Source organism: Bradyrhizobium sp. R2.2-H (genome assembly GCF_004346455.1).
In the GTDB taxonomy this organism is placed as follows: domain Bacteria; phylum Pseudomonadota; class Alphaproteobacteria; order Rhizobiales; family Xanthobacteraceae; genus Bradyrhizobium; species Bradyrhizobium diversitatis.
In genome coordinates this window covers 650853-676530 of sequence record NZ_SMBR01000002.1, presented here as the reverse complement: position 1 = coordinate 676530, position 25678 = coordinate 650853, and the positions used below count along the sequence as shown (strand labels likewise).

Sequence of the window (25678 nt, the reverse complement as noted above, 5' to 3'; positions counted from 1 at the left end):
CGCGAGACCGGCCGTTAACGAAGGTTAACGATCCTGCCCTTTTCTCCTTTGCGGAAGTTCCCACGGCGCATCCGTTTTTCGCCGCATTGTTGCGACAGCGTCAGGAACGCGGGACGATGCCTCGGCATCGTTCGGTATTCGATTCTCAAGCCGCATGTCGTCGCGGACCTTGGTTTGTAGTGGTTTCGCAGGGGGACCATCCAATGAACCAGTGCCTACGCTCGCTCGCGTGTTTCGTTGCCGTGGCCGCGATGGCCCTCCTTCCCACGGAACTGGCCGCGAAAAGCAGCCAGAAATCGGCCGCGCCGAAGAAAACGCATGAAGCCAAAGCCGGCAAGCACCGCCATGCTTCTGCCGGCAAGGCACGGCACGCCAAGCGTGCCGAGGTCAAGCGCAAGTCGAAGAAGACGGTCGAGCCCGCGGACAGGACGGCACCGCCGCCGCTGACCGGCGACCTCGCCGCGCTGAAGGACTCCATCGATCTCGCGCGCAAGGGCAAGACGGATGACGCGAGCGCGGCGCGCGACCGCATCGCCGATCCCGCCGGACAGAAACTCGCCGACTGGTTCATGCTGCGCCATTCCGAGAGCACGGCCAATTTCAAGCGCTATGCCGCCTTCCTCGCCGCCAATCCGGACTGGCCGAGCAGCGCCCTGCTCCGCCGCCGTGCCGAGGCGCGGCTGTGGCAGGAGAAGTCCGACGCCGCCACCGTGCACAAGTTCACGATGGACCGGCCGACCAGCGCCAAGGGCAAGTTTGCGCTCGCCCGCGTATTGCGCGCTGAAGGCGATACCGACAGCGCCGCCCGGCACGTGCGCGAAGCCTGGCGCGCCAACGAATTGTCCGAGCGCAGCGAGGAGGATTCCTACCAAGCGTTTCGCGATCTTCTGTCCGCTGACGACCACCGCGCGCGCATGGACAAGCGCCTCGGCGCCAAGGATTACGCAGGCGCGAGGCGCGCCGCCAAACGACTCGGCGAGGATGAGCTCGCGATCGTCAAGGCTTGTGCCGCGGTCACCGGTAAGGAGAGCAAGGCCAAGGACTATCTCGAGGACGTGTCGGCCGGAGCGCGCCGCGATCTCGGCTATGTGCTGTGCCGCGCCCAGTGGCATCTTCAGAACGACCGCATCGACGACGCGGCCGAGGTGATCCTGGCCGCTGCGCCCGGCATGATGTCCGCCCAGGACACCGATGCCTGGTGGCGCGAGCGCCGCATGCTCGCACGCAAGCTGCTCGATCAGGGCAAGTCCAGGACCGCCTACGACGTGGTGCGCACGGCGGCCGTACCGGAAAAGGAAGTGTACCGCGTCGACTATCACTTCATGTGCGGCTGGATCGCGCTCCGCTTTCTAGACGATCCCACGACGGCGATGATGCACTTTGCTGCCATCGACGAGGGCTCGTCCAATCCGATCGCGCTGTCGCGCGCCCATTACTGGCGCGGCCGCACCGCCGAAGCCATGGGCGCCACGGCCGATGCGCGCATGAGCTATCGGGCGGCGGCACGCTATCAGACCGCCTATTACGGCCAGCTCGCCCGCGCAAAGCTCGGCCTCGACCAGATCGAGCTGCGTCCGCCCTCGCCTGTGCTGGCCTCGGCCGACACGCCCCCCGAGGACGAACGCGTGCGCGCGGCCGACATGCTCTACGCCATCGGCGAGCGCAACATGGTGTTCTATTTCGCCGAGGACTTCGCCAAGGAGAGCAGCGATGTCGCAGCACTCGAAGCCCTCGGCGAGGTTGCCCGCCGACGCAACGATGCGCGCGTGATGCTGGAGGTCGGCAAGACGGCGCTGGCGCGCGGGCTCGCGCTCGACCACTACGCCTTCCCCACCATCGGCATCCCCGAGCACAAGCAGGTCGCGCCACCGATCGAGACCAGCGTGATCTATTCGGTGGCGCGCACCGAAAGCTCGTTCGACCAGCGCGATAAGTCCCATGCCAACGCGGTCGGGCTGATGCAGGTGACGCCGGAAGCGGGCCGCGATACCGCCAAGCGCTTCGGCCTGACCTATGACTGGAGCAAGATGGTCTCCGATCCCGTCTACAACACGCAAATGGGAGCGGCCGAGCTCAGTGCGCTCTTTTCGGAATACCGCGGCAACCAGATCATGACCTTCGCCGGCTACAATGCCGGGCGTGGCCGCGTGCGCGAATGGGTGCAGACGCGCGGCGATCCCAGGGACCCCAATGTCGATCCGGTCGACTGGGTCGAGCGTATCCCGCTGTCGGAGACCCGCAACTACGTCCAGCGCGTGATGGAGAACGTTCTGGTCTACCGCACAAGATTCGAAGACAGCGGCATGGTCGCCGGCAAGAGCGACCAGCGCGTCGTCACGCAGGAGGCCGGCGCAACGGCACCAGTGGCGGCCGCAGCGCCCGCTCCCTAGGCGACGTCGCCGGGGCTGGACACGGCGCCTGCCAGGTTGCGTCGCTGCGGCTTCCACGCGAGCGCCGTCGCGTAGCTAGGTGTCACCTCCTTCCATCGTGATCGGATCGCGACCGTCCGAATATGCGCTGGTCAGGATTCTTGCGAAGGCGAAGGCGTGGATCGTGCAGTTCCAGCAGAAGACGGCACCCAGGACCGTAAACATCTCGACCGCGTTGCGAGCGGCGACCTCGACGTTCCCGGAGGCCAGCTCGTTGCGCCCAGGCACCGACCATTGCGTCAGCAGCGTCACCAGTTCGCCGCGCCGGTAGCAATCGTAGTCACAGTAGAGGCGCTGCGTCCGCACATGCCGGACATAGCCGGACCGGATCGATCGCGAGCAGGTGCTGCACGTGTCCGCGCACAACGGGGGCTCGTGATTGACCACCATGAATTTCACGAAGCTGCCCTCATGCGATCTTTCGCAAGCGTCTCGCAGAACAGCGCGTAGCACTGATGATCGCAGTAAGGCAGACGGGTCGCGATCTCGCGGAGATAGCTGTCGCTGATCGGCTCGCAGCACTGCATGCACCAGGCCTGCCGGAACGGGGTCCGGTCGTTCACCAGCACGAACGCGAATCTCATGTGGCACCTCCCAACGCGAAGCAGTAAACGCTATCCAGCGGCGACAGTGCGGGCGGCGGAGCGCAAAGATGGTTTCGGCCGTCCGGGTTATCCCTGTTTCGCTCCACCTTTTGCGGTGGAATCAGAATGTATCTCCCGTCCTCCCGGCGCCGGGCATAGATCTGGTCGTCGATGTATTTGATATCGGTCGGATAGCAGTCAGCACTGTTGCAACAGCTGACGCCCGGATTATCCGGCATGTGCCAGGTCGAATAGAATTTCTCATGCAGCGCCTGGTCCTGGGGTGGGTGCCGGCGATGTACGGCATCGTGTCCCGCCTCCTGTGCCCGGACCGTCGCAGTGAAGCCAAGGAGAACCATCGAGCACAACAGCTTGCATGAACGGTTCAACGAACGTGCTCCCGGATCAGCCCCTCGGACGATATCAGCTCTCTAATTCGGCCTCACGCGGCCTGAACCCGGAACAACCATCGGTGATCGCGCTCGCGGCGCGTGCGGAAGCGATCGACACACTTCTTGGAGCAGAGCGCGGTGCGCCAGGAATAGTAGCGGATCAGACCAAACTTGCCGCCGCACACCGCACAGCCATTGTCTGAAGAGCAACATTCGGACTCGGATCGGCCACGCTCAGGAAGCACCGATGTCACGCACATTGTCGTCTTCCTCCCTTGCTCGCGCTTTGCCAGTTCGTTTCCTTCGGTTCTCGTGCGCTCGCTGCAATACGCCCGATGGTCATGAAGCTATTCCCCAGGGCACGAGACGCTCAATTGTACGGAGGTAAATGACCGATATGACTAGGAATGGAGGAGCTATACCTAGGTTTGTCCGTACTCGCCCGGGGCTCCCCCGCGGGCTGATGTGCAACGAGACGGCGCACGATGCTCCGGCCGCACGGTCACCGTGAAAATCTTGCCGGCATGGCGTACGCGATGCGTCGCCCTGGACAGGGTGGCAGCGGTCAAGTCACAGGCGAACGTGATAACTGCCCATCCGACTTTGGCGGGAATTGCTCGTCCCACTGCAACGTGCTCTACTCGTATTTACGCAGAGAACGCCGGGAGCGTCTGCGATGAAGCCTGGCCGAGCAGCGACATTCGGGAAGTCAGCCGCGCAATTCCTCGCCGGCTGCGTAAGGCCAACCGCACCCCCTAAGCCGCGCAGCGAGCCCGATGGTGACGACCTGCTCGAGACGGTCAAGCAGTGGCAGCAAGTCTTCGAGCATACTCCGGTCATGTACTTCATGGTCGATCCAGCCGGAACCGTGATCAACGTGAACACGTTCGGCGCCGCGCAACTGGGCTATGCCGCCGCGGAGCTGATCGGCCGATCGGTGCTGGATGTCTTCTTCGAGGAGGATCGCGACCTCGTCCGCGCGTGTGTCACGCTGTGCCTTGAGACCGTCGATCAATCCCACACCTGGGAGATCCGGAAGATACGCAAGGACGGCTCGGTGCTATGGGTGCGCGAGAATGCCAAGACCATGCTGCGGGCGGATGGCGGACCAATCGTCCTGATCGCCTGCGAGAACATCACCGAGCGCAAGGAAGCCGAGAATGCGCTGCGACAGAGCGAGGCCTATCTCGCCCAAGCGCAGGAATTGAGCCACACCGGCAGTTTCGGATGGAAGGCCGCAACCCGCGAGATCACCTGGTCCAAGGAGACCTACCGCATCTTCCAGTGTGACGAGGGAACCAAGCCGAAGATCCCGTTCATGCTCCAGCGGATCCATCCGGACGACCGGCTCGCGGTGCAACAGACAACGGCTCGGGCCGCGCGAGAGGGAAAGGATTACGACCACGAATACCGGCTCGTGATGCCCGAGGGTTCCATCAAGTACGTCCGGGCGGTCGCCCGCGCGATGCGGGATTCGAACGGGTGCGTGGAGTTCGTGGGATCGGTAACCGACATCACGGCGACCAAAGAGGCAGAGCGCAGACTGCGCGCGAGCGAGCAACGCTTCCGCGACTATGCCGAGACCGCCTCCGACTGGTTCTGGGAAACAGGGCCAGACCATCGAGTCACCCAGATATCGGAACACTCCGATACCATGACCGCTCCCGCCGGCCTGATCGGACTCACGCGTTGGGATATCGCTCCTGACGCCGATCTCGAACCGGAGAAATGGCAACAACACCGGGCGGCGCTCGACGCCCACGTCCCCTTCCGTGACCTGGTGTATCGCAGCAAGGATCGCAGCGGGCAGACGATCTACGTCCGGACCAGTGGCAAGCCGTTCTTCGACGCCGAAGGCGCTTTTCTGGGCTATCGTGGCGTCTGCACTGACGTAACCGCGGCCATCCGGGCCAATCAGGCCGAAGATGCACTGCGCAAGGCCCAGGCCGAGCTCGCCCATGTGACGCGTGTCACGACCCTGGGTGAGCTGACCGCTTCCATTGCCCACGAAATCAATCAGCCGCTCGCCGCTGTAATCGCAAACGCCGACGCCTGCCTCGCCTGGCTGCAGCGCAGTCCGCCCGACCTCCAAGCGGCCGGCCGCTCCGTCGAGTGGATCATCGAGGATGGCACGCGTGCCAGCGACGTGATCCGTCGCGTTCGAGCGCTCGCCAAGCGATCCGACATCGACATGGCTCCGCTCGACGCCAATGTCGTCGTACGGGAGTCGGTGGCGCTGGTTCAGCGTGAGATGGCCAGCCACGCCGTGTCGGTGCGAATGGAGCTGTCGTCGGCACTGCCGAAAATATTCGGCGATCGAATCCAATTGCAACAGGTCCTGATCAACCTGATCATGAACGGGATCGAGGCCATGGAAGACGTCCATGATCGCCCGCGCGCGCTGGCGATCCGTTCAGCGGCGAACGGCGATGACGCGGTGCTGGTGAGCGTTTCCGACAGCGGAGTCGGCATCAGTGAACAGGCGATAGACCGCCTGTTCACCCCGTTCTTCACCACGAAGTCCACCGGCATGGGCATGGGGCTGTCGATCTGTCGATCCATCATCGAGGCGCATGGTGGACGGCTTTTCGTCGCACCCAACCAGGAGCACGGCGCGACTTTTCAGATCACCTTGCCTCTCCATCGCGAGGAAACGTCGTGACCGAGCGCGGGGAACCTCCGCCACCGCAGGAGGAGGACGGCGATCAGCCAATTGTCTTCATCGTCGACGACGACGCGTCCATGCGCCGTGCGCTCACCAATTTATTCGAGTCGGTTGGCCTTAAGGTCGAAGCATTCGGCTCGGCACCGCAACTCCTCCACGCCAAGCCGCCGGAAGCCCCCAGTTGCCTCGTGCTCGACATCCGCCTTCCCGGCGCCAGCGGCCTCGACCTTCAATCCGATCTTGCCAAGGCGAATATCCACACGCCTATCATCTTCATCACCGGTTACGGTGATATTCCCATGACGGTTCGGGCCATGAAGAGCGGCGCGATCGACTTCTTGACCAAGCCGGTCCGCGACCAGGACATCCTGGATGCAGTCCAGGCCGCGATCGAGAGAGACCGCAAGCGCCGTGACCTCAACAGGACGGTCTCGACCGTGAGATCCCGCTTCGAGTCACTCTCTCCGCGGGAGCGAGACGTATTGTCACTGGTGACGGCCGGCCTGATGAACAAGCAAGTGGCCGCCCAGCTCGGATTGGCGGAAATTACCGTCAAGATCTATCGCGGCCAGATCATGCGGAAAATGGGCGCGAAGTCGCTGGCCGATCTGGTGAGAATGAGCGAGGCCCTCGGGATAGGGTCCAACAAGCCCGACGCACAAACCTAAGTATGAGTTTCCAATCGCAACCGGCAGGTCCACCTTATCGGATTATGTGTAGCCGTGGCGACGGCGAGCGTGATGCCGGGTGAGGAGCGGACGTCTTGTCAGCGGCTTCGGTCATTTCGGTGCTTGACGACGACCCTTACGTGCGGGTCGCTATCAACAATCTCCTGGAATCGCGCGGGTACGTCGTCCACACATTCGCCTCAGCCGAGGAGTTTTTGAGGTCGTCCGATTCGAATGGCACCTCGTGTGTGATCGCCGACGTGCAGATGCCGCTGATGACCGGAATCGATCTGTTGATGCAGATGCGTGCGCATGGTTCGGCGGCGCCGTTCATCTTCATCACAGCCTTCCCGGACGAGAGCGTACGGGTGCGTGCCCTCAAAGCCGGGGCAATCTGTTTTCTCGGCAAGCCGTTCGCCGCCTCGGATCTGATGCAGTGCCTGGACCGTGCCCTGGCGGCAGGTCACGAAACCTCGCAGTGAGCGCCGGCGTCAATCCACCTTGATGTTCGCCGCCTTGATCATCGGCCACCATTTGGCGATCTCGGCCTTCTGGCGGGTGCCGAGCGCTTCGGGCGTGAGCTGATCCTTGGGAGGCATCTCCAGGCCCTGGCTTTCGAGCTGCTTCCTCACTCCGGGATCGTTCAGCGCTTCAACGGCGGCCGCATTGAGCTTGGTCACGATCTCCTTCGGCGTGCCCTTCGGAACCCACATGCCAGACCACAGCGTCATGTTGAAGCCTTTCAGGCCCGCCTCCTCCGCGGTCGGAATGTCGGGCGCCGAGCGCAGGCGCTTGTCGTCGGTGATGGCATAGGCGCGGATGGTGCCGGCGCGGACCTGGTTGATGGAGTTGGAGGTCTGATCGACGATGAGGTCGATCTGGCCGGCGATGAGATCGTTCAGTGCGGGCGCGGTGCCGCGATACGGCACGTATTGCAGCTTGATGCCGGAGACGTTCTCGAGATAGACGCCCGCGATATGGCTGCCGGAGCCCGCGCCGGCGGTGCCTGCGGTCGGCGGCGACGGCCGCGACTTCAGCCAGTCCAACAGCTCCTTCAGCGAGGTCGCAGGTACCGCGTTCTTGCTGACGACGATCATCGGATTGCTCGGCAACAGCACCACAGGCTCGAGGTCGGCGACGAGATCGTATTTGAGCTTGTAGACGGCACCGTTGGCGACGTGGGTGCCGAGGTGGCCGAACGAGATGGTGTAGCCGTCCGGCGGCGATTGCACGGCGCGAGCGACGCCGATCGAACCGCCCGCGCCGGTGACGTTCTCGATCACCACGGGCTGCCCCAACGTCACCCGCATCCGATCAGCGAGGACTCGCGCCATCGCATCCGACGGTCCGCCGGCGGCGAAAGGCACGATGACGGTGATGGGACGTGAGGGATAGTCGTCGGCGCGCGCGGCGCCGGTCACAGCGAGAATAGCAATCAGCGCAGCCCAAGCGGCCTTCTTCATTGTCTTCTCCCCAGCGATGTCGTTGTTTTTTTGGCCTCTGCCCGCGTACGGGAAGAGGGATCGTTTGTAGCGCAGTGCCGCGCTAAAGCGCGATGCGATCAGGATGAAACGTCATCGCGCTTTAGATTGTTGTTTAGCATGATCTTTTCGGAAAACCGCTGCGCACTTTTCCGGATCATGCTTTAGAACTGCGCGTAGTCAATCGGCTTGTGGCGGTCGAGGGTGCGGGTGACCGGCGGCAGCGGGTACTTCAGGCCGGTCGCGCAGTTGAACAGCATCACGCGGTCGGTCTTGCTGACGCGGCCGTCGGCGAGGCTCTGCTTGTAGGCGGCGTAGGTGGCGGCGCCCTCGGGGCACAACAGCAGCCCCTCCTCGCGCGCAACCTCGTTCAGCGCCGACGAGATCTTGTCGTCGTCGACGGCGATCGCAAAACCCTTGCTCTCCCGCACCGCGCGCAGGATCAGGAAATCGCCGATCGCCTGCGGCACACGGATGCCCGAGGCAATGGTGTGGGCGTCCTCCCAGCGCGTGGCGTGCTCGGTCCCGGCTTCGTAGGCGCGCACCATCGGCGCGCAGCCCGATGCCTGCACCGCAACCATGCGCGGGCGCTTGCTTCCGATAAACCCGATCTTCTCCAGCTCGTCGAAAGCCTTCCACATGCCGATCAGGCCGGTGCCGCCACCGGTCGGATAGAAGATCACGTCGGGCACGTCCCAGCCGAGCTGCTCGGCGAGCTCGAGGCCCATCGTCTTCTTGCCTTCGATGCGGTACGGCTCCTTCAGCGTCGAGGTGTCGAACCAGCCGACCTTCGCCTTTCCCTCGCCGACGATCTTGCCGCAATCATCGATATAGCCGTTGACGCGGTAGACGGTCGCGCCCTGCAGCTCGATCTCGCTGACATTCACCTCGGGCGTGTCGGCGGGACAGAAGATCGTGGTCTTGATGCCGCAGGACGTGGCATAAGCCGCCAGCGCCGCGCCGGCATTGCCGTTGGTCGGCATCGCCATATGCTTGATGCCGAGCGCCTTGCCCATCGACACCGCCATCACGAGCCCGCGTGCCTTGAACGAGCCGGTCGGCAGCCGCCCCTCGTCCTTGACGATGATCTCGCCGCCGCCGAGCTTCTTGCCGAGCTTAGGGAGCCTGATCAGGGGCGTCGTCACCTCGCCAAGCGAGACGATGTCCTTGCATTTGCGCACCGGCAGCAGCTCGCGATAGCGCCACATGTCGCCGGGGCGCTGGGCCAACGCATCCTTCGTCAGCGCCTTCTTCACGCCGGCGAGGTCGTAGCGGACAAGAAGCGGCTTGCCGGCCTTGGAGAGGTTGTGGACCTGGTCGGCGGCGTAATGATCGCCCTCCATCGCGCATTCGAGATGCGTGACGAAGGTCGGACGTTCGATGGTGAGATTGTCGTTGTCGTGCATGGCTCGCTTCTTTCTTCTTCCTTGTTGCCAGTTTCTTGGCCTCCGTCATTGCCGGGCTTGACCCGGCAATCCATCCCTTGAAGAGCGCTTCGCTGGATGGATGCGCGGGTCAAGCCCGCGCATGACGAGCGGTCAAATATTCAACACCCGTCCATACGCATCCAGCACGGCTTCCTTCATCATCTCCGACAGCGTCGGATGCGGGAAGACCGTGTGCATGAGCTCTTCTTCCGTGGTCTCCAGGTTCATGGCGACGACGTAGCCCTGGATCAGCTCGGTGACCTCCGCGCCGACCATGTGGGCGCCGAGAAGCTGACCGGTCTTTTTGTCGAAGATCACCTTGACCAGGCCCTGGTCCTCGCCGAGCGCGATGGCCTTGCCGTTGCCGACGAAGGGGAAACGGCCGACGCGGATCTCGCGGCCGTTCTCTTTCGCCTTGGCTTCGGTGAGGCCCACGGACGCCACCTGCGGATGACAATAGGTGCAGCCCGGGATCATGTTCTTGTCCATGGGGTGCGGGTTGAGGCCCTTGATGGCCTCGACGCAGATCACGCCTTCATGCTCGGCCTTGTGCGCGAGCATCGGAGGGCCGGCGACGTCGCCGATGGCATAGATGCCGGGGATATTGGTCTTGCCGTAGCCGTCGACGACGACGATGCCGCGGTCGGTCTTCACACCGAGCTTTTCGAGGCCGAGATTCTCGATGTTGCCGACGACGCCGACGGCCGAGATCACGCGCTCGAACTCGGTAGTCACGGGCTTGCCCTTGCCGTCGTCGATGGTGGCGACGACACTGTCGGCCTTCTTCTCCAGCTTGGTCACCTTGGTCGAGGTCATGATCTTGATGCCCTGCTTCTCAAGCCGCTTGCGCGCAAGGCCGGCAATCTCGGCGTCCTCGACGGGGAGGATCTGCGGCAGCACCTCGACCACGGTAACGTCGGAGCCCATGGTGTGGAAGAAGGAGGCGAACTCGATGCCGATCGCCCCGGAGCCGACCACCAGCAGCGACTTTGGCATCCGCTCGGGCACCATCGCTTCGAAATAGGTCCAGACCAGCTTCTTGTCGGGTTCGAGCCCGGGCAGCACGCGCGGCCGCGCACCGGTCGCGACGATGATGTGCTTGGCCTGGTAGGTGCCCTCGCCCAGCGCCCCCTTGGGGGCCTCCACGTCGGACTTCTTCACGGTGACCTTGCCGGGCGCGTCGATCGAGGCCGCGCCCCAGATCACGCTGACCTTGTTCTTCTTCATCAGGAAGCCGACGCCAGTATTCAATTGCTTCGCGACGCCGCGCGAGCGCTGCACCACGGCCTGCGGATCGAACGAGACCTTCTCGGCCGACAGGCCGTAATCCTTGGCATTCTGCATGTAGTGATAGATCTCGGCCGAACGCAGCAGCGCCTTGGTCGGGATGCAGCCCCAGTTCAGGCAGATGCCGCCGAGATAGGATTTTTCGACGATTGCCGTCTTGAATCCGAGCTGCGCGGCGCGGATCGCAGTGACATAGCCGCCGGGGCCGGAGCCGATGATGATGACGTCGAAAGATGTGTCGGCCATAGCGGCTCCCGTTCAACTCAAGAGGCGCCGCGGGCGCGGCGCTTGACCAAAAGAGACCTCACCAGCCATTCGAGCACCACCACCACGACCATCACGGCCAGTGCGATGAGCACGATCGGCTGGGCGATGTTCCGCGCCAGTTGCTCGCCGGCAAAGAACGCAGAACGAAGAAAATCGAGCCCGATCGGGTTGAGCGCGACGACGGCGCCGAGCAGCAGCGATATCCATGGCCAGCGGGTCCGGACATGCAAGGTTGCCCCCTCTGCCGCCGCGTCAGACCATCATCATCACGGGGTTTTCGATCAGCTGCTTGAAGGCGCCGATCAGCTCGGCGCCGAGCGCGCCGTCGATGGCGCGGTGATCGCAGGACAGGGTCACGCTCATCATGTGCGCGATCTCGATCTTGCCGTCGCGCACGACGGGGCGCTCCTCGCTGGTGCCGACCGCGAGAATCGTCGCATGCGGCGGGTTGATCACGGCGGTGAAGTGGCTGATGCCGTACATGCCGAGGTTGGAGACGGCCGTGGTACCGCCCTGGTACTCCTCAGGCTTGAGCTTGCGCGAGCGGGCGCGCGCGGCAAAATCCTTCATCTCGTTGGAGATGGTGGAGAGCGTCTTGGTCTCCGCCTTGCGGATGATCGGCGTGATCAGGCCGCCGGGCATCGCGACGGCAACGCCGACGTCGGAATGGTGATGCTTGACCATGCCGCTTTCGGTCCAGCTGACGTTGCAGTTCGGGATCCTCTGCAGCGCCACCGCCATCGCCTTGATGACGAAGTCGTTGACCGAGATCTTGTAGAGCGGCTTCTTCTCCTTGTCCTTGGGAGCCGCCGCATTGATCTCCTCGCGCGCGGCGAGCAGCTTGCCGATATCGCAGTCGATTGTCAGGTAGAAGTGCGGAACGTTCTGGATCGATGCGGTCAGGCGCTGCGCAATGGTGCGGCGCATGCCGTCATGCGGGACGATGTCGTAGGAGCCGGGCTCGAACAGCGACAGGATCTGCTTGTCCGACATCGTCGGCGCGATCGCAGGCGCGCCTGACGGTGCCGCGGCGGGCGCTTTCATACCCTTGCCGGACTTGGCCTGCTCGACGTCGCGCGCGACCACGCGGCCATGCGGTCCGGTGCCGGTGACCATGCCGACATCGATGCCTGCTTCCTTGGCGAGACGCCGCGCCAGCGGCGATGAGAACACACGGCCCCCATGACCATTGGCCTGCGCGGCCGGAGTAGCGGGCTGCGGCGCGGGTGCAGCCGCGGGCGGCGGCGCGGCCTTGGGCGCGGCGGGCGTGGGCGCGGGCGCCGGGGCAGCAGCGGGAGCCTCGGCAGCCTTCGGCGGCGCGGCCGAAGCGCTGGGCTTGGCGCTGCCTGCGGCCTTCACGTCCTCGCCTTCGCCGGCCAGCACCGCAATGACGTCGTTGACCGGGACATCCTGCGTGCCCTCGGGCACCAGGATCTTGGCGATCGTGCCCTCGTCGATCGCCTCGACCTCCATGGTCGCCTTGTCGGTTTCGATCTCGGCGATGACGTCGCCGGAATTGACCTTGTCACCTTCCTTCTTCAGCCACTTGGCGAGGTTGCCCTTCTCCATCGTCGGCGAGAGAGCGGGCATCAGGATGTTGATGGGCATGCTGACCTCAAGAAGAACTTTGCAAAACGTCGTCTTTCGACAGCGAAGACGAACGGACCAGGTTTAGTTGCCGATGTCGCCCTGCCACAGGCGCTCATTGGCAGGAATGGAACGCCAATTCTTCATCATCGTGATGGAGCGGTCGTCGGCAAGGTCGATCCAGGGAATGCCGAACTTGTCGAGGATGTCCTTGGAGCCGGGGAAGGTGACGGATTCCCCGATCACCACCAGCTTGACCTTGAACAGCGCGAGCGCGCCCGCGCACATCGAGCATGGCGACAGCGTCGTGTACATGACCGTGTCGTGGAACGAGATCGCGCCGGCTTCGCGCAGGCAGGTCATTTCGCCGTGCAGGATCGGATTGTTCTCCTGCACGCGGTTGTTGTGGCCGCGGGCGATGATCTTGTTGTCACGCGTCAGCACGGCGCCGATCGGCAGACCGCCCTGCGCGATGGAGGTTTCCGCCTCGCGGATCGCTTCCAGCATGAAATCGTAATGATGGGATTCGATCGCCATGGTCAGTGCCCCTTCTTCGATCGAATCTCGGTGGTCCCAAGATCGGTAGGCCGCGCCAACTCTGCCTCGAACATGTCCACCACGCGCGCGAGAGCTTCCTCTTCGGTATAGCCAGCTTCTCGTGCATAGGTCCGAGAGATGTGACGTGCGAGGTCGACCAAGAGCAGCCCCCAGGTATCCGGTTCATCAAAGGCGCGCTGGAACGACATCGATAGCCCGCCCTCCAAGACGAAGACACGCAGAATCTCCGTCGCGTCTTCGCGGTCGATCACATCGGGCGGCAGTGGCTGCTCCTTGGGGCCCGCCATGGTCTACCTGTAGCAGACGGCTTTGGCGGCCTCGACGACTTCTGCCGCCGAGGGCAGCGCGAGCTTCTCCAGGTTCGCTGCATAGGGCATCGGGACGTCCTTGCCGGAGACGCGCGCGACCGGCGCATCCAGATAGTCGAAGGCGTTCTCCATGATCCGCGCGGCGATCTCGGCGCCGACGCCGCTCTGGGCCCAGCCCTCTTCCACCGTCACGGCGCGGCCGGTCTTCTTGACTGAGTTGATGATGGTCTCGGTGTCCATCGGGCGCAGCGTGCGCAGGTCGATCACCTCGGCCTCGATGCCGTCCTTGGCGAGCTCGTCGGCGGCCTTGAGCGCATAGGTCATGCCGTTCGACCAGGAGATGATGGTGACGTGGCTGCCGGAGCGCACGATGCGCGCCTTGCCGATCGGGATGATGAAATCATCCAGCTTGGGCACTTCGCCGGTGTGACCGTAGAGTACCTCGTTCTCGAGGAAGATCACCGGATTTGGATCGCGGATCGCGGCCTTGAGCAGGCCCTTGGCGTCGGCTGCCGAATACGGCGCGACCACCTTCAGGCCCGGAATGTGCGAGTACCAGGACGAGTAATCCTGGCTGTGCTGGGCGGCGACGCGCGCAGCGGCGCCGTTGGGCCCGCGGAACACGATCGAGCAGCCCATCTGGCCGCCGGACATGTAGAGCGTCTTGGCCGCGGAGTTGATGATCTGGTCGATCGCCTGCATGGCGAAGTTGAAGGTCATGAACTCGACGATCGGCTTCAGGCCGGTCATCGCGGCGCCGACGCCGACGCCGGCAAAGCCGTGCTCTGTGATCGGGGTATCGATGACGCGCTTGGCGCCGAACTCCTGCAGCAGGCCCTGGGTCACCTTGTAGGCGCCCTGATATTCGGCGACCTCTTCACCCATTACGAACACATCGGCGTCGCGGCGCATCTCTTCGGCCATGGCATCGCGCAGCGCTTCGCGGATGGTCTGCGTCACCATCTCGGTACCGGCGGGCACTTCCGGATCCGGCTCGGCAACGGCCTGCGGGGCGGCAGGCGCGGCCTTCGGCTGCGGCGCCTCGGCCTTGGCGGCGGCAGGCGGCGCCGACTCGGCAGCTTTCTCCTGCTTGGCCGGCGCGGACGCCTTGCCGAGATCAGCGGCGCTCTCGCCATCCGCGAGAATGGTGGCGATCGGCGTGTTCACCGCAACGTCGGCGGTGCCCTCGGGGATCAGGATCTTGCCGAGCGTGCCTTCGTCGGTCGCCTCGACCTCCATGGTCGCCTTGTCGGTCTCGATCTCGGCGATGACGTCGCCGGACTTGATCGTCTCGCCCTCTTTCTTCAGCCATTTGGCGAGGTTGCCCTTCTCCATCGTGGGCGACAGCGCGGGCATCAGCACTTGAATTGGCATATTGGCTCCAAAAGAAAGCTTGCGCGCGTTCAGCGGTAAACGTCGGTCCAGAGCTCGGCGGCATCCGGCTCGGGATCGTGCTGGGCGAAATCGGCGGCGGCGTTGACGATGTCGCGCACTTCGGCATCGATCGCCTTCAGATCCTGCTCGCTGACCTTCGCCGCCAGGAGGCGGTTGCGCACCTGCTCGATCGGATCCTGGTCGTGGCGGACCTTCTCGACCTCCTCGCGCGTGCGATATTTTGCAGGGTCGGACATCGAATGACCGCGATAGCGATAGGTCTGCATCTCCAGAATGAAAGGCCCCTTGCCGGCGCGGCACCAGGCCGCCGCCTCCTCGCCCGCCGCCTTCACGGCGCGGACGTCCATGCCGTCGACCTGCTTGCCGGGGATGTTGAAGGAGACGCCGCGCCTGGAAAAATCCTGCTGTGCCGAGGCGCGCGAGACCGATGTGCCCATGGCGTAGCGGTTGTTCTCGATAACGTAGATCACCGGCAGCTTCCAGAGCTCCGCCATGTTGAAGCTCTCATAGACCTGGCCCTGGTTGGCCGCGCCGTCGCCGAAATAGGTGACGCTGACATTGTCGTTGCTGCGATAGTGATTGGCAAAGGCAAGACCGGTGCCGAGCGAGACCTGGGCGCCGACGATGCCGTGGCCGCCATAGAAGTGCTTCTCCTTGCTGAACATGTGCATGGAGCCGCCCTTGCCCTTGGAGTAGCCGCCGCGGCGGCCCGTGAGCTCGGCCATGACGCCGTTGGCATCCATGCCGGTGGCAAGCATGTGGCCGTGATCGCGATAGCCGGTAATGACCTGGTCGCCCTGCTTCAGCGCCATCTGCATGCCGACCACCACGGCCTCCTGGCCGATATAGAGGTGGCAGAAGCCGCCGATCGCGCCCATGCCGTAGAGTTGGCCTGCCTTTTCCTCGAACCTGCGGATCAGGAGCATGTCGCGGAGCGCCTTGAGCTCCTGCTCCCTGGTGAATTCCGGAGGCGAACCGCCGTCGGTCTTATCCTGTGGAGGGCTTGCGGCGGCTTTCTTGGGGGCGGCCATGGGAATTCCGGGTCAGAGAAAACTTTCGCCCTCTCTAACCCAAGTCAATCGCGTGCGAAAGCACCGCGGCGGCATGGCACGACTTTCATTATGCCGCACTGCAACGTGATCGAAATATTGCAAAATCTTTGGCGCCGATCGGGCAACAAATCTATGTGCGCATGGGCGCGCGCGAATTCGTGAGCGGGCCAAGCACGGTTGGGCCACGCGGCTGCCGGCCTTCAGAGCGGACGACGCCGAAATGGCGCCGTCCGCTCCGCCTGTTCAATCAGAAGAAGCCCAGCTTCTTCGGGCTATAGCTGACCAGGAGGTTCTTGGTCTGCTGATAGTGATCGAGCATCATCTTGTGGGTCTCGCGCCCGACGCCGGACTGCTTGTAGCCGCCGAAGGCCGCATGCGCGGGATAGGCATGGTAGCAGTTGGTCCAGACCCGGCCGGCCTGGATCTCCCGGCCGAAGCGGTAGCAGCGGTTGGCGTCGCGACTCCAGACGCCGGCACCCAACCCGTAGAGCGTGTCGTTGGCGATCGCGAGCGCTTCCTCGTCGGTCCTGAAGGTCGTGACCGAGACGACGGGGCCGAAAATCTCCTCCTGGAAGATTCGCATCTTGTTGTGGCCCTCGAACACGGTCGGCTGGACGTAGAAGCCGCCGGCGAGATCGCCCGCGAGTTCGGCGCGGCCGCCGCCGGCCAGCACCTTGGCGCCCTCCTCCTTGCCGATGTCGATGTAGGAGAGGATCTTGGACAGCTGCTCGCTGGATGCCTGCGCGCCGATCATGGTCGTGGGATCGCGCGGATCGCCCTGCTTGATCGCGGCGACGCGCTTCAGCGCCCGCTCCATGAAGCGGTCATAGATATCCGCGTGGACCAGCGCCCGGCTCGGACAGGTGCACACCTCGCCCTGGTTCAGCGCGAACATGACGAAACCTTCGATCGCCTTGTCGAAGAAGTCGTCGTCCTCGGCGATGACGTCCTTGAAGAAGATGTTCGGCGACTTGCCGCCGAGCTCAAGCGTGACCGGAATGAGGTTCTGGCTGGCGTACTGCATGATCAGCCGGCCCGTCGACGTCTCGCCGGTGAAGGCGATCTTGGCGATGCGCGGGCTGGATGCCAGCGGCTTGCCGGCCTCGAGGCCAAAGCCGTTGACGATGTTGAGGACACCGGGCGGCAGGACATCCGCGATGATCTCGGCCCAGACCATGATCGAGGCTGGCGTCTGCTCGGCGGGCTTGAGCACGACGCAATTGCCGGCGGCAAGCGCCGGGGCGAGCTTCCAGCAGGCCATCAGCAGCGGGAAGTTCCAGGGGATGATCTGGCCAACCACGCCGAGCGGCTCGTGGAAATGATAGGCGATGGTGTCGTGGTCGATCTCGCCGATCGAGCCTTCCTGGGCGCGCACCACGCCGGCGAAATAGCGGAAGTGATCGATCGCGAGCGGCAGGTCGGCGGCGCGGGTCTCGCGGATCGGCTTGCCGTTGTCCCAGGTCTCGGCAATCGCAAGGCGCTCGAGATTCTCCTCCATGCGGTCGGCAATCCGGTTCAGGATCGCGGCACGCTCGGCGACGCTGGTGCGGCCCCAGGCGGCCTTGGCGGCATGCGCCGCGTCGAGCGCCGCCTCGACGTCCTGCGCGTCGGATCGCGCGATCTTGCAGACGATCTGGCCGGTCACCGGCGAGGCATTGTCGAAATATTTGCCGGAGATCGGCGCCACGAACTTGCCGCCGATGAAATTGTCGTAGCGTTCGGCAAAGGGAACTTTGGTGACGCTGAGGAATTCCACCTTGTTCATTGATCACTCCCGATGTTTGCTGCTTGCTTGTCGTCGTGTGTTCACGACTTGCGCCGACGATGATGCGGGAGGCGTTTTCTGTCAGCCCGGGCGGAAGCGATGGTCGGGCGGATCTGTCGCAGTTCTGCGACAGTCATATGGCTGCACCGGCACACTCAACCTCATCCGGAAGGAGCGCGCTCCTGCGCGGTCTCGAAGGATGGCTGCAGATGCGGCGGGGCCTGCATGGTTCGAGACGAACCGCTTCGCGGTCTCCTCACCATGAGGAGATAGAGCTCAGTGGTTCAGCTCGAACCGCTTCAGCTTCCGGTGCAGCGTGGCGCGGCTGACGCCGAGGGCCTTGGCGGCGGCGGAGACATTGCCGCCGGCGCGGAGCAGCGCGCGCTGCAATACCGCGCGCTGGCCGCCAGCAAGATGATCTCGTGCGGTATCTCCGCCGAGAAGGTCGCCGGCAGGCACCGGCTGCAAGGCCCGGCCGGGCGCGATTCCGAGCGCCACCCGGGCGGAGCGGGTCGCGCCGATCACGAGATCGTCCGCATCCACTGCAACGAGGCCGCTGCAACTTCCGTCCGCAGCTTGCGTCAGCACGATGCGGGCGTCGGCAAAAGCCTTTCGAAACAGGTCGGCCTCGATACGCTTGGCCGCCTCGCCCGTCGCGAGTGCGATCAGGCTGGCGAAGGCGTCGGTGCGGTCGGCGCGGCAGGAGGAGACGTCGAGCACGCCTGCGAGCGCCGCCTCATGATCGTAGATCGGAACGGCGGTGCAGCTCAGAAGCGTATTGCGGGCAAAGAAATGCTGGTCGCGATCGATCGTCAGCGGACGCTGCTCGACCAGGCAGGTACCGATGCCATTGGTGCCCTCGTGCTCCTCGCTCCAGAGCGCACCGGTCCAAAGGCCCCAGGACTGAAACGTCGCGTCGTCCGCCACCGTGCCACGGCGATCGACCGGCACGCCGTCGCCGTCGGCGAGCAGCACGCAGCAACCCGCGGCGCCGACGGCCTGATACAGCCGGTCCATCGCGCCTTGCGCCGCGGCCAGAAGCGGCGCGACACGCTCGCGCGCCTGGTGCAGCTCTGCTTCGGTCAGCCGCATCGGCGCGGTATGGCCGCCGGGATCGAGATGATGCAATCGGGAAGAGCGACGCCACGAGGCCACGAGCGCGGACCGAGCCGCCTGGCCTGACGCGATGGCGGCCTCGACGCGGGCCGCGTGATGCCGGGGCATTGACCCATTCATCACTGTTTCCTCCGGATGGCAGTCTATATGCTGCCGGTGCTGCCCGGTTGATCTGCGTCAACCAGGGACGACACAAGCGCCCGTTGCGGCGCGGCCGTCAAGGCGGCCGTCCGGCTCCACGCCTACGACTTTCGCTGGAATTGAGGCACGCATGCCGGTCTCGGCAGCGACTTTCGGTACCGCTTTCGAAAGCTGCGGATGCGCTACTTCGCCGGGATCATCCGAACGAGGTCGCGCGGATTGACATAGTCGAGCTGGAAGCGCGCCCGCTCGTCCAGCATGTCGGGGTCGATCTTCTCGGACCGCAGCAGCGACACCCGCTGTTCGCTCCGGGCACGCTCACGCTTGAGCTGGGCCAGCTCGCTGGTCAGCGCGATGATCTCCTGGTCGAGCTCCTGGCGCGCGGTGAGGCCGTATTTGCCGGTATAGGCGTTGACGCCGAAATAGCCGACGATGGCCGCCGCCATCGCATAGAGGGCAAGACCGGTCAGGATCGATTTCAGGCGCGCGCGCGAGACCATCTTGGGAAGATGGGACAGGTTGGTTAAGGGAGTGCTAATTTCAAGCCATCGCATATCAAACCTTCATGATCGGGAGCGGGTCCGATTGTGACGCAGTAAGAACTAGCTCAGGCAGCTCTTGCGATATTCTGCGGGCGTGATGTTCAGGTGTCTGCGGAAGATCCGGTTGAGATGGCTCTGATCGGAAAATCCGCTCAAGAGCGCAATCTCCTTCAGAGCGAGCCGATCCTTGCGCAGGTGTTGGCACGCGCGCTGCACCTTGCGGCTCAGCACATAGGCATGCGGCCGCATGCCGTAGTGCGCCTGGAATTTGCGCGCAAACTGCACCGGCGTGCAGTTGCAGATATTGGCGAGTTCCTCGAGCGTGATGTTCCTCGATATGTTCTGCTCGACATAATCCTCGATCAGCCGCGCGTGGGCTGGCCTGAAGCGCCCCTGCGCACAGGGCATCTTGAATTGCACGGAGGCATATCTTCGCAGGAGGTGCACGCTCGCCTGAAGTGCCAGCGCATCATAGCAGAGCCGCCCGCCCGGAGCTCCTTCGGACACCTCCTGCACCATGCGGTCGCCGATCCAGGTCAGCACCGGATCCTCGATCCTGAGCAGGTCGTGAAGCTCGATGCCTTCCGGATCGCGGTCGAACGCTTCGCTCGCAGTCTTCGCCATCAAGGTCGGGGAAATGTAGAAATGGCTGACCTCGATGTCGTGGCTCCAGCGCCAGTTCGAAGGCTCCGCGCGCGTTAGCAGTGTTGTGACGCCGCGGCCGACATGATCCTGCTTCCAGTGGCCGGTCACACGGCGATTCATCGACGTTGTGCCTTCGCGGTACACGACGATCAGGAAGTTCTCGTTTGGTGGGACCCAGATGTCGGATGGCGCATAGCGGAAGACGCGCAGCCGAAAGTCGGATTTGCCCACCGCCGCACTGTCCAGCATCAGCTGGCCGGGCGCGTAGCGTGGCAGCTCCTCGACCGTGATGAATTGGCCCATCGCACGAGCCTCCTCCTTGGGATTTTGTGGCGCGGTTGCTTCCGCTTCTCATTGGCCGAACGGCAGGAGGGAGCATAAGCCGGTTTTGCAGTTTGCCAAGCGAACTGTGTTGAGGTCCGGCGCCGGGCTCCGTTCAAAGGATTGTCGATTCCGTTCAAGCCGCAAAGCTCGGCCGCCGCGTAGCCTTGCTCGCGTTCCATGCAGAGCAGGAGAAGCGGCGGAACAGCCGCGGGCCAAGCGAGCCCATCCATCGCGCTGCCGGGAACGAGAATGCCGCGATGCACCAGCGCCCGATGATCTCGCGGACGGGGGACGGTCGCGTGCGCCCTGGAAACGTGAGGAGGCACCAATATGGAAACCGCAGGCAAGACCAATGGAAGCAACGGCGCGCATGCGACCGCCAGGCTCGATGCGCTCGTGGTGGGAGCCGGCGTTGCCGGGCTCTATCAACTCTATCGTTTGCGCGAGCAGGGATTGAGTGTCAGGGCGATCGACGCAGCGTCCGGCGTCGGCGGCACCTGGTACTGGAATCGCTATCCCGGCGCGCGCTTCGACTCGGAAGCCTACATCTACCAGTACCTGTTCTCCGAGGAGCTCTACAAGGGATGGAGCTGGAGCGAGAAATTTCCGGGCCAGCCGGAAATCGAGCGTTGGCTCAACTACGTTGCCGACCGTCTCGATCTCCGCAAGGACATTCAGTTCAGCACGACGGTCAAAAGCGCCCATTTCAACGAAGCAACGCAGCGCTGGCTGATCACGACCGACAAGGGCGATGTGATCGACACCCAGTTCCTGGTCACCTGCTGCGGCATGCTCTCGGCGCCCTATGTGTCGTTTCCGGGCCAGGAAACTTTCAAGGGGCGTCTATTCCACACAGCGCGCTGGCCGAAGCAGCCGATCGACCTCGCGGGCAAGCGGGTCGGCGTCATCGGCAACGGCGCAACCGGCATCCAGGTCATCCAGACGATCGCGGGCGAGGTCAGCCATCTCAAGGTCTTCATCCGCACGCCGCAGTACATCATCCCGATGAAGAATCCCAAGTTCAGTGCGGCGGATGCGCAAGCCTACAAGTCCAAGTTCGAGCACTTCACGCAGCGATTGCCGCACACCTTCACAGGCTTCGAGTATGATTTCGAGCATGCGTGGGCCGGCTTGTCGCCCGAGAAACGCCGCGAGGTGATCGAGGATTGCTGGAATGACGGCTCGCTGAAGCTATGGATCTCATCCTTCGCCGAGCTGTTCTTCGAGGAGGCGGTCAACGCCGAAATCTCGGAGTTCGTCCGCGAGAAGATGCGTGAGCGGCTCAAGGATCCGAAGCTGTGCGACCTCCTGATCCCCGCAGATTATGGTTTCGGGACGCACCGGGTGCCGCTCGAGCAGAACTTCCTCGAGGCCTTCCATCAGCCCAATGTCGAGATCGTCAGCGTCAAGAACAATCCGATCGAACGGGTGACGCCAACGGGCATCCAGACCGTCGACGGCACGGTCCATGAGCTCGATATCATCATCCTCGCAACCGGCTTCGACGCCGGCACTGGCGCCCTGACGCGCATCGACATCAGGGGACGCGGCGGACGATCGCTCAGAGAGGAGTGGGCCAGGGACATCCGCACGACGATGGGCCTGCAGGTTCACGGCTATCCCAACCTGTTCACGACCGCCGTGCCGCTGGCGCCTTCGGCTGCACTGTGCAACATGACGACATGCCTGCAGCAGCAGGTCGAATGGATCGACGACTGCATCAGGTACATGCGGGCCAAGGACCTGAAGGTGATCGAGCCGACCAAGGACGCGGAAGACGGCTGGGTGGCGCACCACGACGAGATCGCCAACGCGACGCTGATCGCGAAGACCAATTCCTGGTACCTGGGCTCGAACGTCGAAGGCAAGCCGCGCCGCGTTCTCTCCTACTGCGGCGGCGTCGGTGCCTATCGCCAGAAATGCGACGAGGTCGCGGCGAGTGGTTACCAGGGCTTCGCCGTGAACTGAGCGCGCGAAACGCGTCGACCAGATAATTCCAATCCAGACGGGAGGACGATCATGATCATGAATTTTGGCGCGACGGCAGACGCCGTTCTCGACGGCGTCGTTACCTCGACGCCGCGCGTGCCGGGCGTCGTCGCGATGGTGACGAACCGCCACCGCAACATCTACGAGGGCGCGGCCGGCAAGCGCCGTCTCGATTCCGCCTCCGACATGACGACCGACAGCATCTTCGCCATCTTCTCCACGACGAAGGCAATCACCGGTACGGCGGTCCTGCAACTCGTCGAGGAAGGCAAGCTCGATCTCGACGCGCCCGCAAAGCGCTATGCGCCCGAGATTGGCAAGCTCCAGGTGATCGATGGCTTTGACGAGAAGGGCGAGCCGATCCTGCGTCCGCCAAAACGCGATATCACCACCCGCATGCTGATGACTCACACCGCGGGACTGAGCTACGATTTCATCAACCGCACCTACAATCGGCTGGCCGAGGAAAAGGGTCAGCCAAGCGTGATCACCGCGACCAAAGCCTGCCTGATGACTCCGCTGCTGTTCGATCCGGGCGAGCGCTGGGACTATGGGACCAACATCGATTGGTGCGGCCAGATCGTCGAAGCCATCGCGGAGCAACGGCTCGGCGACGTCTTCAAGGCTCGCATCTTCGAACCGCTCGGGATCAAGGACATGACCTTCGAACTGACCGAGCCGATGCGGCAAAAGCTGGCCGGCATCCATGCGCGAGGTGCCGACGGCTCGCTGACGCCGATGGATTTCGAACTGCCGGCCAAGCCCGAAGTTCAAATGGGCGGTCACGGGCTCTACGGCACCGTCGGCGACTACATGCGGTTTATCCGCATGTGGTTGAATGACGGCGTGGGCGAGCACGGCCGCGTGCTGAAGGCCGAAACCGTGCGCATGGCGGAAAAGAACCATCTCGGCGATAAGAAGGTGACGCCGATCACCGGCGTCATTCCGTCGCTGTGCAATGACGCGGAGTTCTTCCCGGGCCAGTCCAAGTCGTGGGGGCTGACCTTCATGATCAACGACGAGGAAGCCCCGACGGGACGTCCCGCCGGCGCGCTTGGCTGGGCCGGCCTCGCCAACCTGTTCTACTGGATCGACCGGCAGAACGGGGTCGGTGGGTTCTGGGCCACCCAGATTCTCCCGTTCGGTGATCCAACGTCGTTCATCGGTTACATGAACTTCGAGACGGCGTTCTACCAGAGCCTCAGGCAGCGCATGGCGAGCTAGATCCTGCGCTCTGGGGGGGCCGCGCGATAGGCCGATCATTGATCGGCCTATTCCTTCGGGATGCAGGCCTGCTGTATGGCCGCGCGTCGTTCGGCCTCAGCCCTGGTTTTTCGCTACATGCGCAGCGAACGCATCAATGTACTGCTGCAGCACCGTCTTGAGCGAATCCTTGGTCAAATTGCCGGCCGCGTCGAAGGCATCGCCGACACCGTTGAGGTAGATTTCCGGCTGCTGCAGCAGCGGCCCCGAAATGCCCGGCAGGATGTTCTGCAGATGCTTGGCCGCCGCAATGCCGCCGAGCGGTCCCGGCGAATTCGAGATGATGCCGACCGGCTTGCCGAGGAACGAGCTCTTGCCGTAGGGGCGCGAGGCAACGTCGATGGCGTTCTTGAGGACGCCGGGGATCGAGCGGTTGTACTCGGGCGTCACGAACAGCACCCCGTTCGACTTCTGCAGCTTCTCGCGGAAAGCAAGCCAGTCCGCGGGCGGCGCGCCCTCGAAGTCCTGGTTGAAGAACGAGATGCCTGCCGGCGTGACGACCTCAAGCTTGAGCGATCCAGGCGCCAGCTTGGCGAGCGCATTGGCGATCTTGAGCGAGAAGCTGTCCTTGCGCAGACTGCCGGCGATCGTGACGATGTTGTAGGCCATGGAATGTCCTCGAGGGCTTGAGCGGGAGTGCCGGGATGGCACTTAAGCCAACCGGACCGATGGATGCAAGTGCATGAATTGGTCCGATTTGGAAACGCTGCGTTTCGCGAATGCAGCCCAAACAAATCGGGCCGCCAAGCGGCGGCCCGATCGTTCGCGCAAACGTCGCGTGCAGATCAGATCGTCGGATTCCACGCCGACGGGATCAGGCGATATTTGGCGCCGTCCTTCTCGACATGGCCGACCGATGGGAAGGAGAAGTGAAAGCCGATCACGGTCGCCTTCTCCGCTGCCGCCATGTCGTAGAACTTGTGGCGCGTCGCCTGTGCCATCGCGGCGTCGTTGTCGAACACCACGTGCCAGTCCGGATTGCGCAGGAAGAACTCCGGAATGTTGGTGACGTCGGACTGGATCAGCACCTTGGCGTCGCCCGAGGCGACTGCGAAGGAGGTGTGCCCGGGCGTGTGGCCGGGCGTTGCGATGGAGGTGATGCCGGGCGCGACCTCCTTGCCCCACTCGTACTTGGTCACCTTGGATTCGAGGCCGGCGAAGGTTTTCTTCACGTTGGCGAAGTAGTTCTTCATCATCGGATTGGACTCGGCCTTGACCGTGTTGTCCGCGCTGGTCCAGAACTCCCAGTCCTTGCCGGGCACCATGATCTCCGCGTTGGGGAATGCGAGCGCACCGTCGGCGAGGCGGATGCCGTTGGTGTGATCGGGATGCAGATGCGAGAGCAGCACGATGTCGATGTTCTTCGGATCGACGCCGGCGGCCTGCAGGTTCTGCAGCGTACGGCCGACCGCGCCCTTGCTCGGCTCGAGATTGGCGACGCCGTTGCCGGTATCGATCAGCACGAGCTTGGAGCCGGTGTTGATGAGTTGCGGATTGAACGGCACGGTGACCATGCCTTTCGGCATGTAGGCCGCCTCGCCCGCGGCCAGCGCCTCGTCCTTCGGTATGTTGACGACGAACTTGTCCGGCATCGGGAAGGTGCGCGCGCCGTCGTTGATCGAGGTGCACTCGAAGCTGCCGACCTTGTAGCGATAGAAGCCCGGCGCCTGCGTCCCAGCCGGCGGCACTGAGGCATTGGCAACAGTCGGCCCGAAGCCGGTTACGGCAGCCGCACCGAGGGCGGCAGCACCTGTGAGCAAATGACGGCGATTGAGATCAGTCATGGAGAGGTC

23 protein-coding genes are annotated in these 25678 nt (G+C 63.8%); 6 read left to right on the top strand and 17 right to left on the bottom strand.

What is annotated here, in order from left to right:
* Positions 1–203: 203 nt before the first annotated feature.
* Entirely contained in the window at positions 204–2390 is a 2187-nt protein-coding gene (locus tag EDE08_RS07285) for a lytic transglycosylase domain-containing protein (RefSeq protein ID WP_131868260.1), read from the top strand.
* Positions 2391–2465: 75 nt separating this feature from the next.
* Here the strand turns inward: EDE08_RS07285 and EDE08_RS07280 are convergent, their stop codons facing one another.
* Both EDE08_RS07280 and EDE08_RS07275 read right to left on the bottom strand, forming a co-directional pair.
* Entirely contained in the window at positions 2466–2828 is a 363-nt protein-coding gene (locus tag EDE08_RS07280; protein WP_131868259.1) for a hypothetical protein, read from the bottom strand.
* The gene (locus EDE08_RS07275) at positions 2825–3013 is read right to left on the bottom strand and encodes a hypothetical protein (protein WP_131868258.1); all 189 of its coding nucleotides are present in this window, start codon (positions 3011–3013) and stop codon (positions 2825–2827) included. The genes EDE08_RS07280 and EDE08_RS07275 overlap by 4 nt, the downstream gene beginning before the upstream one ends.
* Before the next feature lie 1068 nt (positions 3014–4081).
* Here EDE08_RS07275 and EDE08_RS07260 point away from each other — a divergent pair.
* The 3 genes from EDE08_RS07260 to EDE08_RS07250 all read left to right on the top strand — a co-directional run bounded on the left by EDE08_RS07260 (position 4082) and on the right by EDE08_RS07250 (position 7220).
* Complete coding sequence (locus EDE08_RS07260; protein ID WP_131868256.1) at positions 4082–6067, top strand: PAS domain S-box protein; 1986 nt, start codon at positions 4082–4084, stop codon at positions 6065–6067.
* The gene (locus EDE08_RS07255) at positions 6064–6738 is read left to right on the top strand and encodes a response regulator transcription factor (RefSeq protein WP_131868255.1); all 675 of its coding nucleotides are present in this window, start codon (positions 6064–6066) and stop codon (positions 6736–6738) included. The genes EDE08_RS07260 and EDE08_RS07255 overlap by 4 nt, the downstream gene beginning before the upstream one ends.
* Positions 6739–6833: 95 nt before the next feature.
* Positions 6834–7220: a response regulator transcription factor gene (locus EDE08_RS07250; protein ID WP_131868254.1), complete on the top strand. Its 387-nt coding sequence runs from the start codon at positions 6834–6836 to the stop codon at positions 7218–7220.
* Positions 7221–7229: 9 nt separating this feature from the next.
* On the opposite strand, the gene EDE08_RS07245 is transcribed toward EDE08_RS07250, so the two are convergent.
* From EDE08_RS07245 to EDE08_RS07185, 13 genes are all read right to left on the bottom strand, one after another.
* Complete coding sequence (locus EDE08_RS07245) at positions 7230–8201, bottom strand: tripartite tricarboxylate transporter substrate binding protein BugD (protein WP_131868253.1); 972 nt, start codon at positions 8199–8201, stop codon at positions 7230–7232.
* Between the two features lie 182 nt (positions 8202–8383).
* Complete coding sequence (locus tag EDE08_RS07240; protein WP_131868252.1) at positions 8384–9625, bottom strand: threonine synthase; 1242 nt, start codon at positions 9623–9625, stop codon at positions 8384–8386.
* A gap of 132 nt (positions 9626–9757) precedes the next feature.
* The gene (gene lpdA, locus EDE08_RS07235) at positions 9758–11179 is read right to left on the bottom strand and encodes a dihydrolipoyl dehydrogenase (protein ID WP_131868251.1); all 1422 of its coding nucleotides are present in this window, start codon (positions 11177–11179) and stop codon (positions 9758–9760) included.
* Between the two features lie 17 nt (positions 11180–11196).
* Entirely contained in the window at positions 11197–11430 is a 234-nt protein-coding gene (locus tag EDE08_RS07230; protein WP_131868250.1) for a hypothetical protein, read from the bottom strand.
* A gap of 22 nt (positions 11431–11452) precedes the next feature.
* Entirely contained in the window at positions 11453–12808 is a 1356-nt protein-coding gene (locus tag EDE08_RS07225) for a pyruvate dehydrogenase complex dihydrolipoamide acetyltransferase (RefSeq protein ID WP_131868249.1), read from the bottom strand.
* A gap of 63 nt (positions 12809–12871) precedes the next feature.
* On the bottom strand, positions 12872–13324 hold the full coding sequence (locus EDE08_RS07220; protein WP_131868248.1) for a nucleoside deaminase: 453 nt from the start codon (positions 13322–13324) through the stop codon (positions 12872–12874).
* 2 nt (positions 13325–13326) lie between these two features.
* On the bottom strand, positions 13327–13632 hold the full coding sequence (locus EDE08_RS07215) for a DUF5076 domain-containing protein (RefSeq protein WP_131868247.1): 306 nt from the start codon (positions 13630–13632) through the stop codon (positions 13327–13329).
* Between the two features lie 3 nt (positions 13633–13635).
* A complete protein-coding gene (locus tag EDE08_RS07210) occupies positions 13636–15027 on the bottom strand; it encodes a pyruvate dehydrogenase complex E1 component subunit beta (RefSeq protein WP_131868246.1) in 1392 nt (463 codons plus the stop codon).
* A 29-nt stretch (positions 15028–15056) separates the two neighbouring features.
* Entirely contained in the window at positions 15057–16079 is a 1023-nt protein-coding gene (pdhA, locus tag EDE08_RS07205) for a pyruvate dehydrogenase (acetyl-transferring) E1 component subunit alpha (protein WP_061881821.1), read from the bottom strand.
* Positions 16080–16347: 268 nt separating this feature from the next.
* The gene (gene adh, locus EDE08_RS07200) at positions 16348–17865 is read right to left on the bottom strand and encodes an aldehyde dehydrogenase (RefSeq protein ID WP_131868245.1); all 1518 of its coding nucleotides are present in this window, start codon (positions 17863–17865) and stop codon (positions 16348–16350) included.
* A gap of 276 nt (positions 17866–18141) precedes the next feature.
* The gene (locus tag EDE08_RS07195) at positions 18142–19101 is read right to left on the bottom strand and encodes a GAF domain-containing protein (protein WP_165935732.1); all 960 of its coding nucleotides are present in this window, start codon (positions 19099–19101) and stop codon (positions 18142–18144) included.
* Positions 19102–19304: 203 nt separating this feature from the next.
* A complete protein-coding gene (locus EDE08_RS07190) occupies positions 19305–19622 on the bottom strand; it encodes an FtsB family cell division protein (RefSeq protein WP_131868336.1) in 318 nt (105 codons plus the stop codon).
* Positions 19623–19724: 102 nt separating this feature from the next.
* Positions 19725–20612 carry a helix-turn-helix domain-containing protein gene (locus tag EDE08_RS07185; RefSeq protein WP_131868243.1) on the bottom strand — a complete coding sequence of 296 codons (888 nt, stop codon included), beginning with the start codon at positions 20610–20612 and terminating at the stop codon, positions 19725–19727.
* 351 nt (positions 20613–20963) lie between these two features.
* Here EDE08_RS07185 and EDE08_RS07180 point away from each other — a divergent pair, with 351 nt between their 5' ends.
* A complete protein-coding gene (locus EDE08_RS07180; RefSeq protein ID WP_131868242.1) occupies positions 20964–22601 on the top strand; it encodes a flavin-containing monooxygenase in 1638 nt (545 codons plus the stop codon).
* Positions 22602–22652: 51 nt separating this feature from the next.
* Positions 22653–23846: a methyl acetate hydrolase AcmB gene (gene acmB / locus EDE08_RS07175; protein ID WP_131868241.1), complete on the top strand. Its 1194-nt coding sequence runs from the start codon at positions 22653–22655 to the stop codon at positions 23844–23846.
* 96 nt (positions 23847–23942) lie between these two features.
* Here acmB and EDE08_RS07170 read toward each other — a convergent pair whose 3' ends face one another.
* On the bottom strand, positions 23943–24494 hold the full coding sequence (locus tag EDE08_RS07170) for an NADPH-dependent FMN reductase (RefSeq protein WP_131868240.1): 552 nt from the start codon (positions 24492–24494) through the stop codon (positions 23943–23945).
* Positions 24495–24670: 176 nt separating this feature from the next.
* Positions 24671–25669 (bottom strand): MBL fold metallo-hydrolase, encoded by a 999-nt coding sequence (locus tag EDE08_RS07165; RefSeq protein WP_131868239.1) that lies wholly within the window; start codon positions 25667–25669, stop codon positions 24671–24673.
* Between the last annotated feature and the right edge of the window lie 9 nt (positions 25670–25678).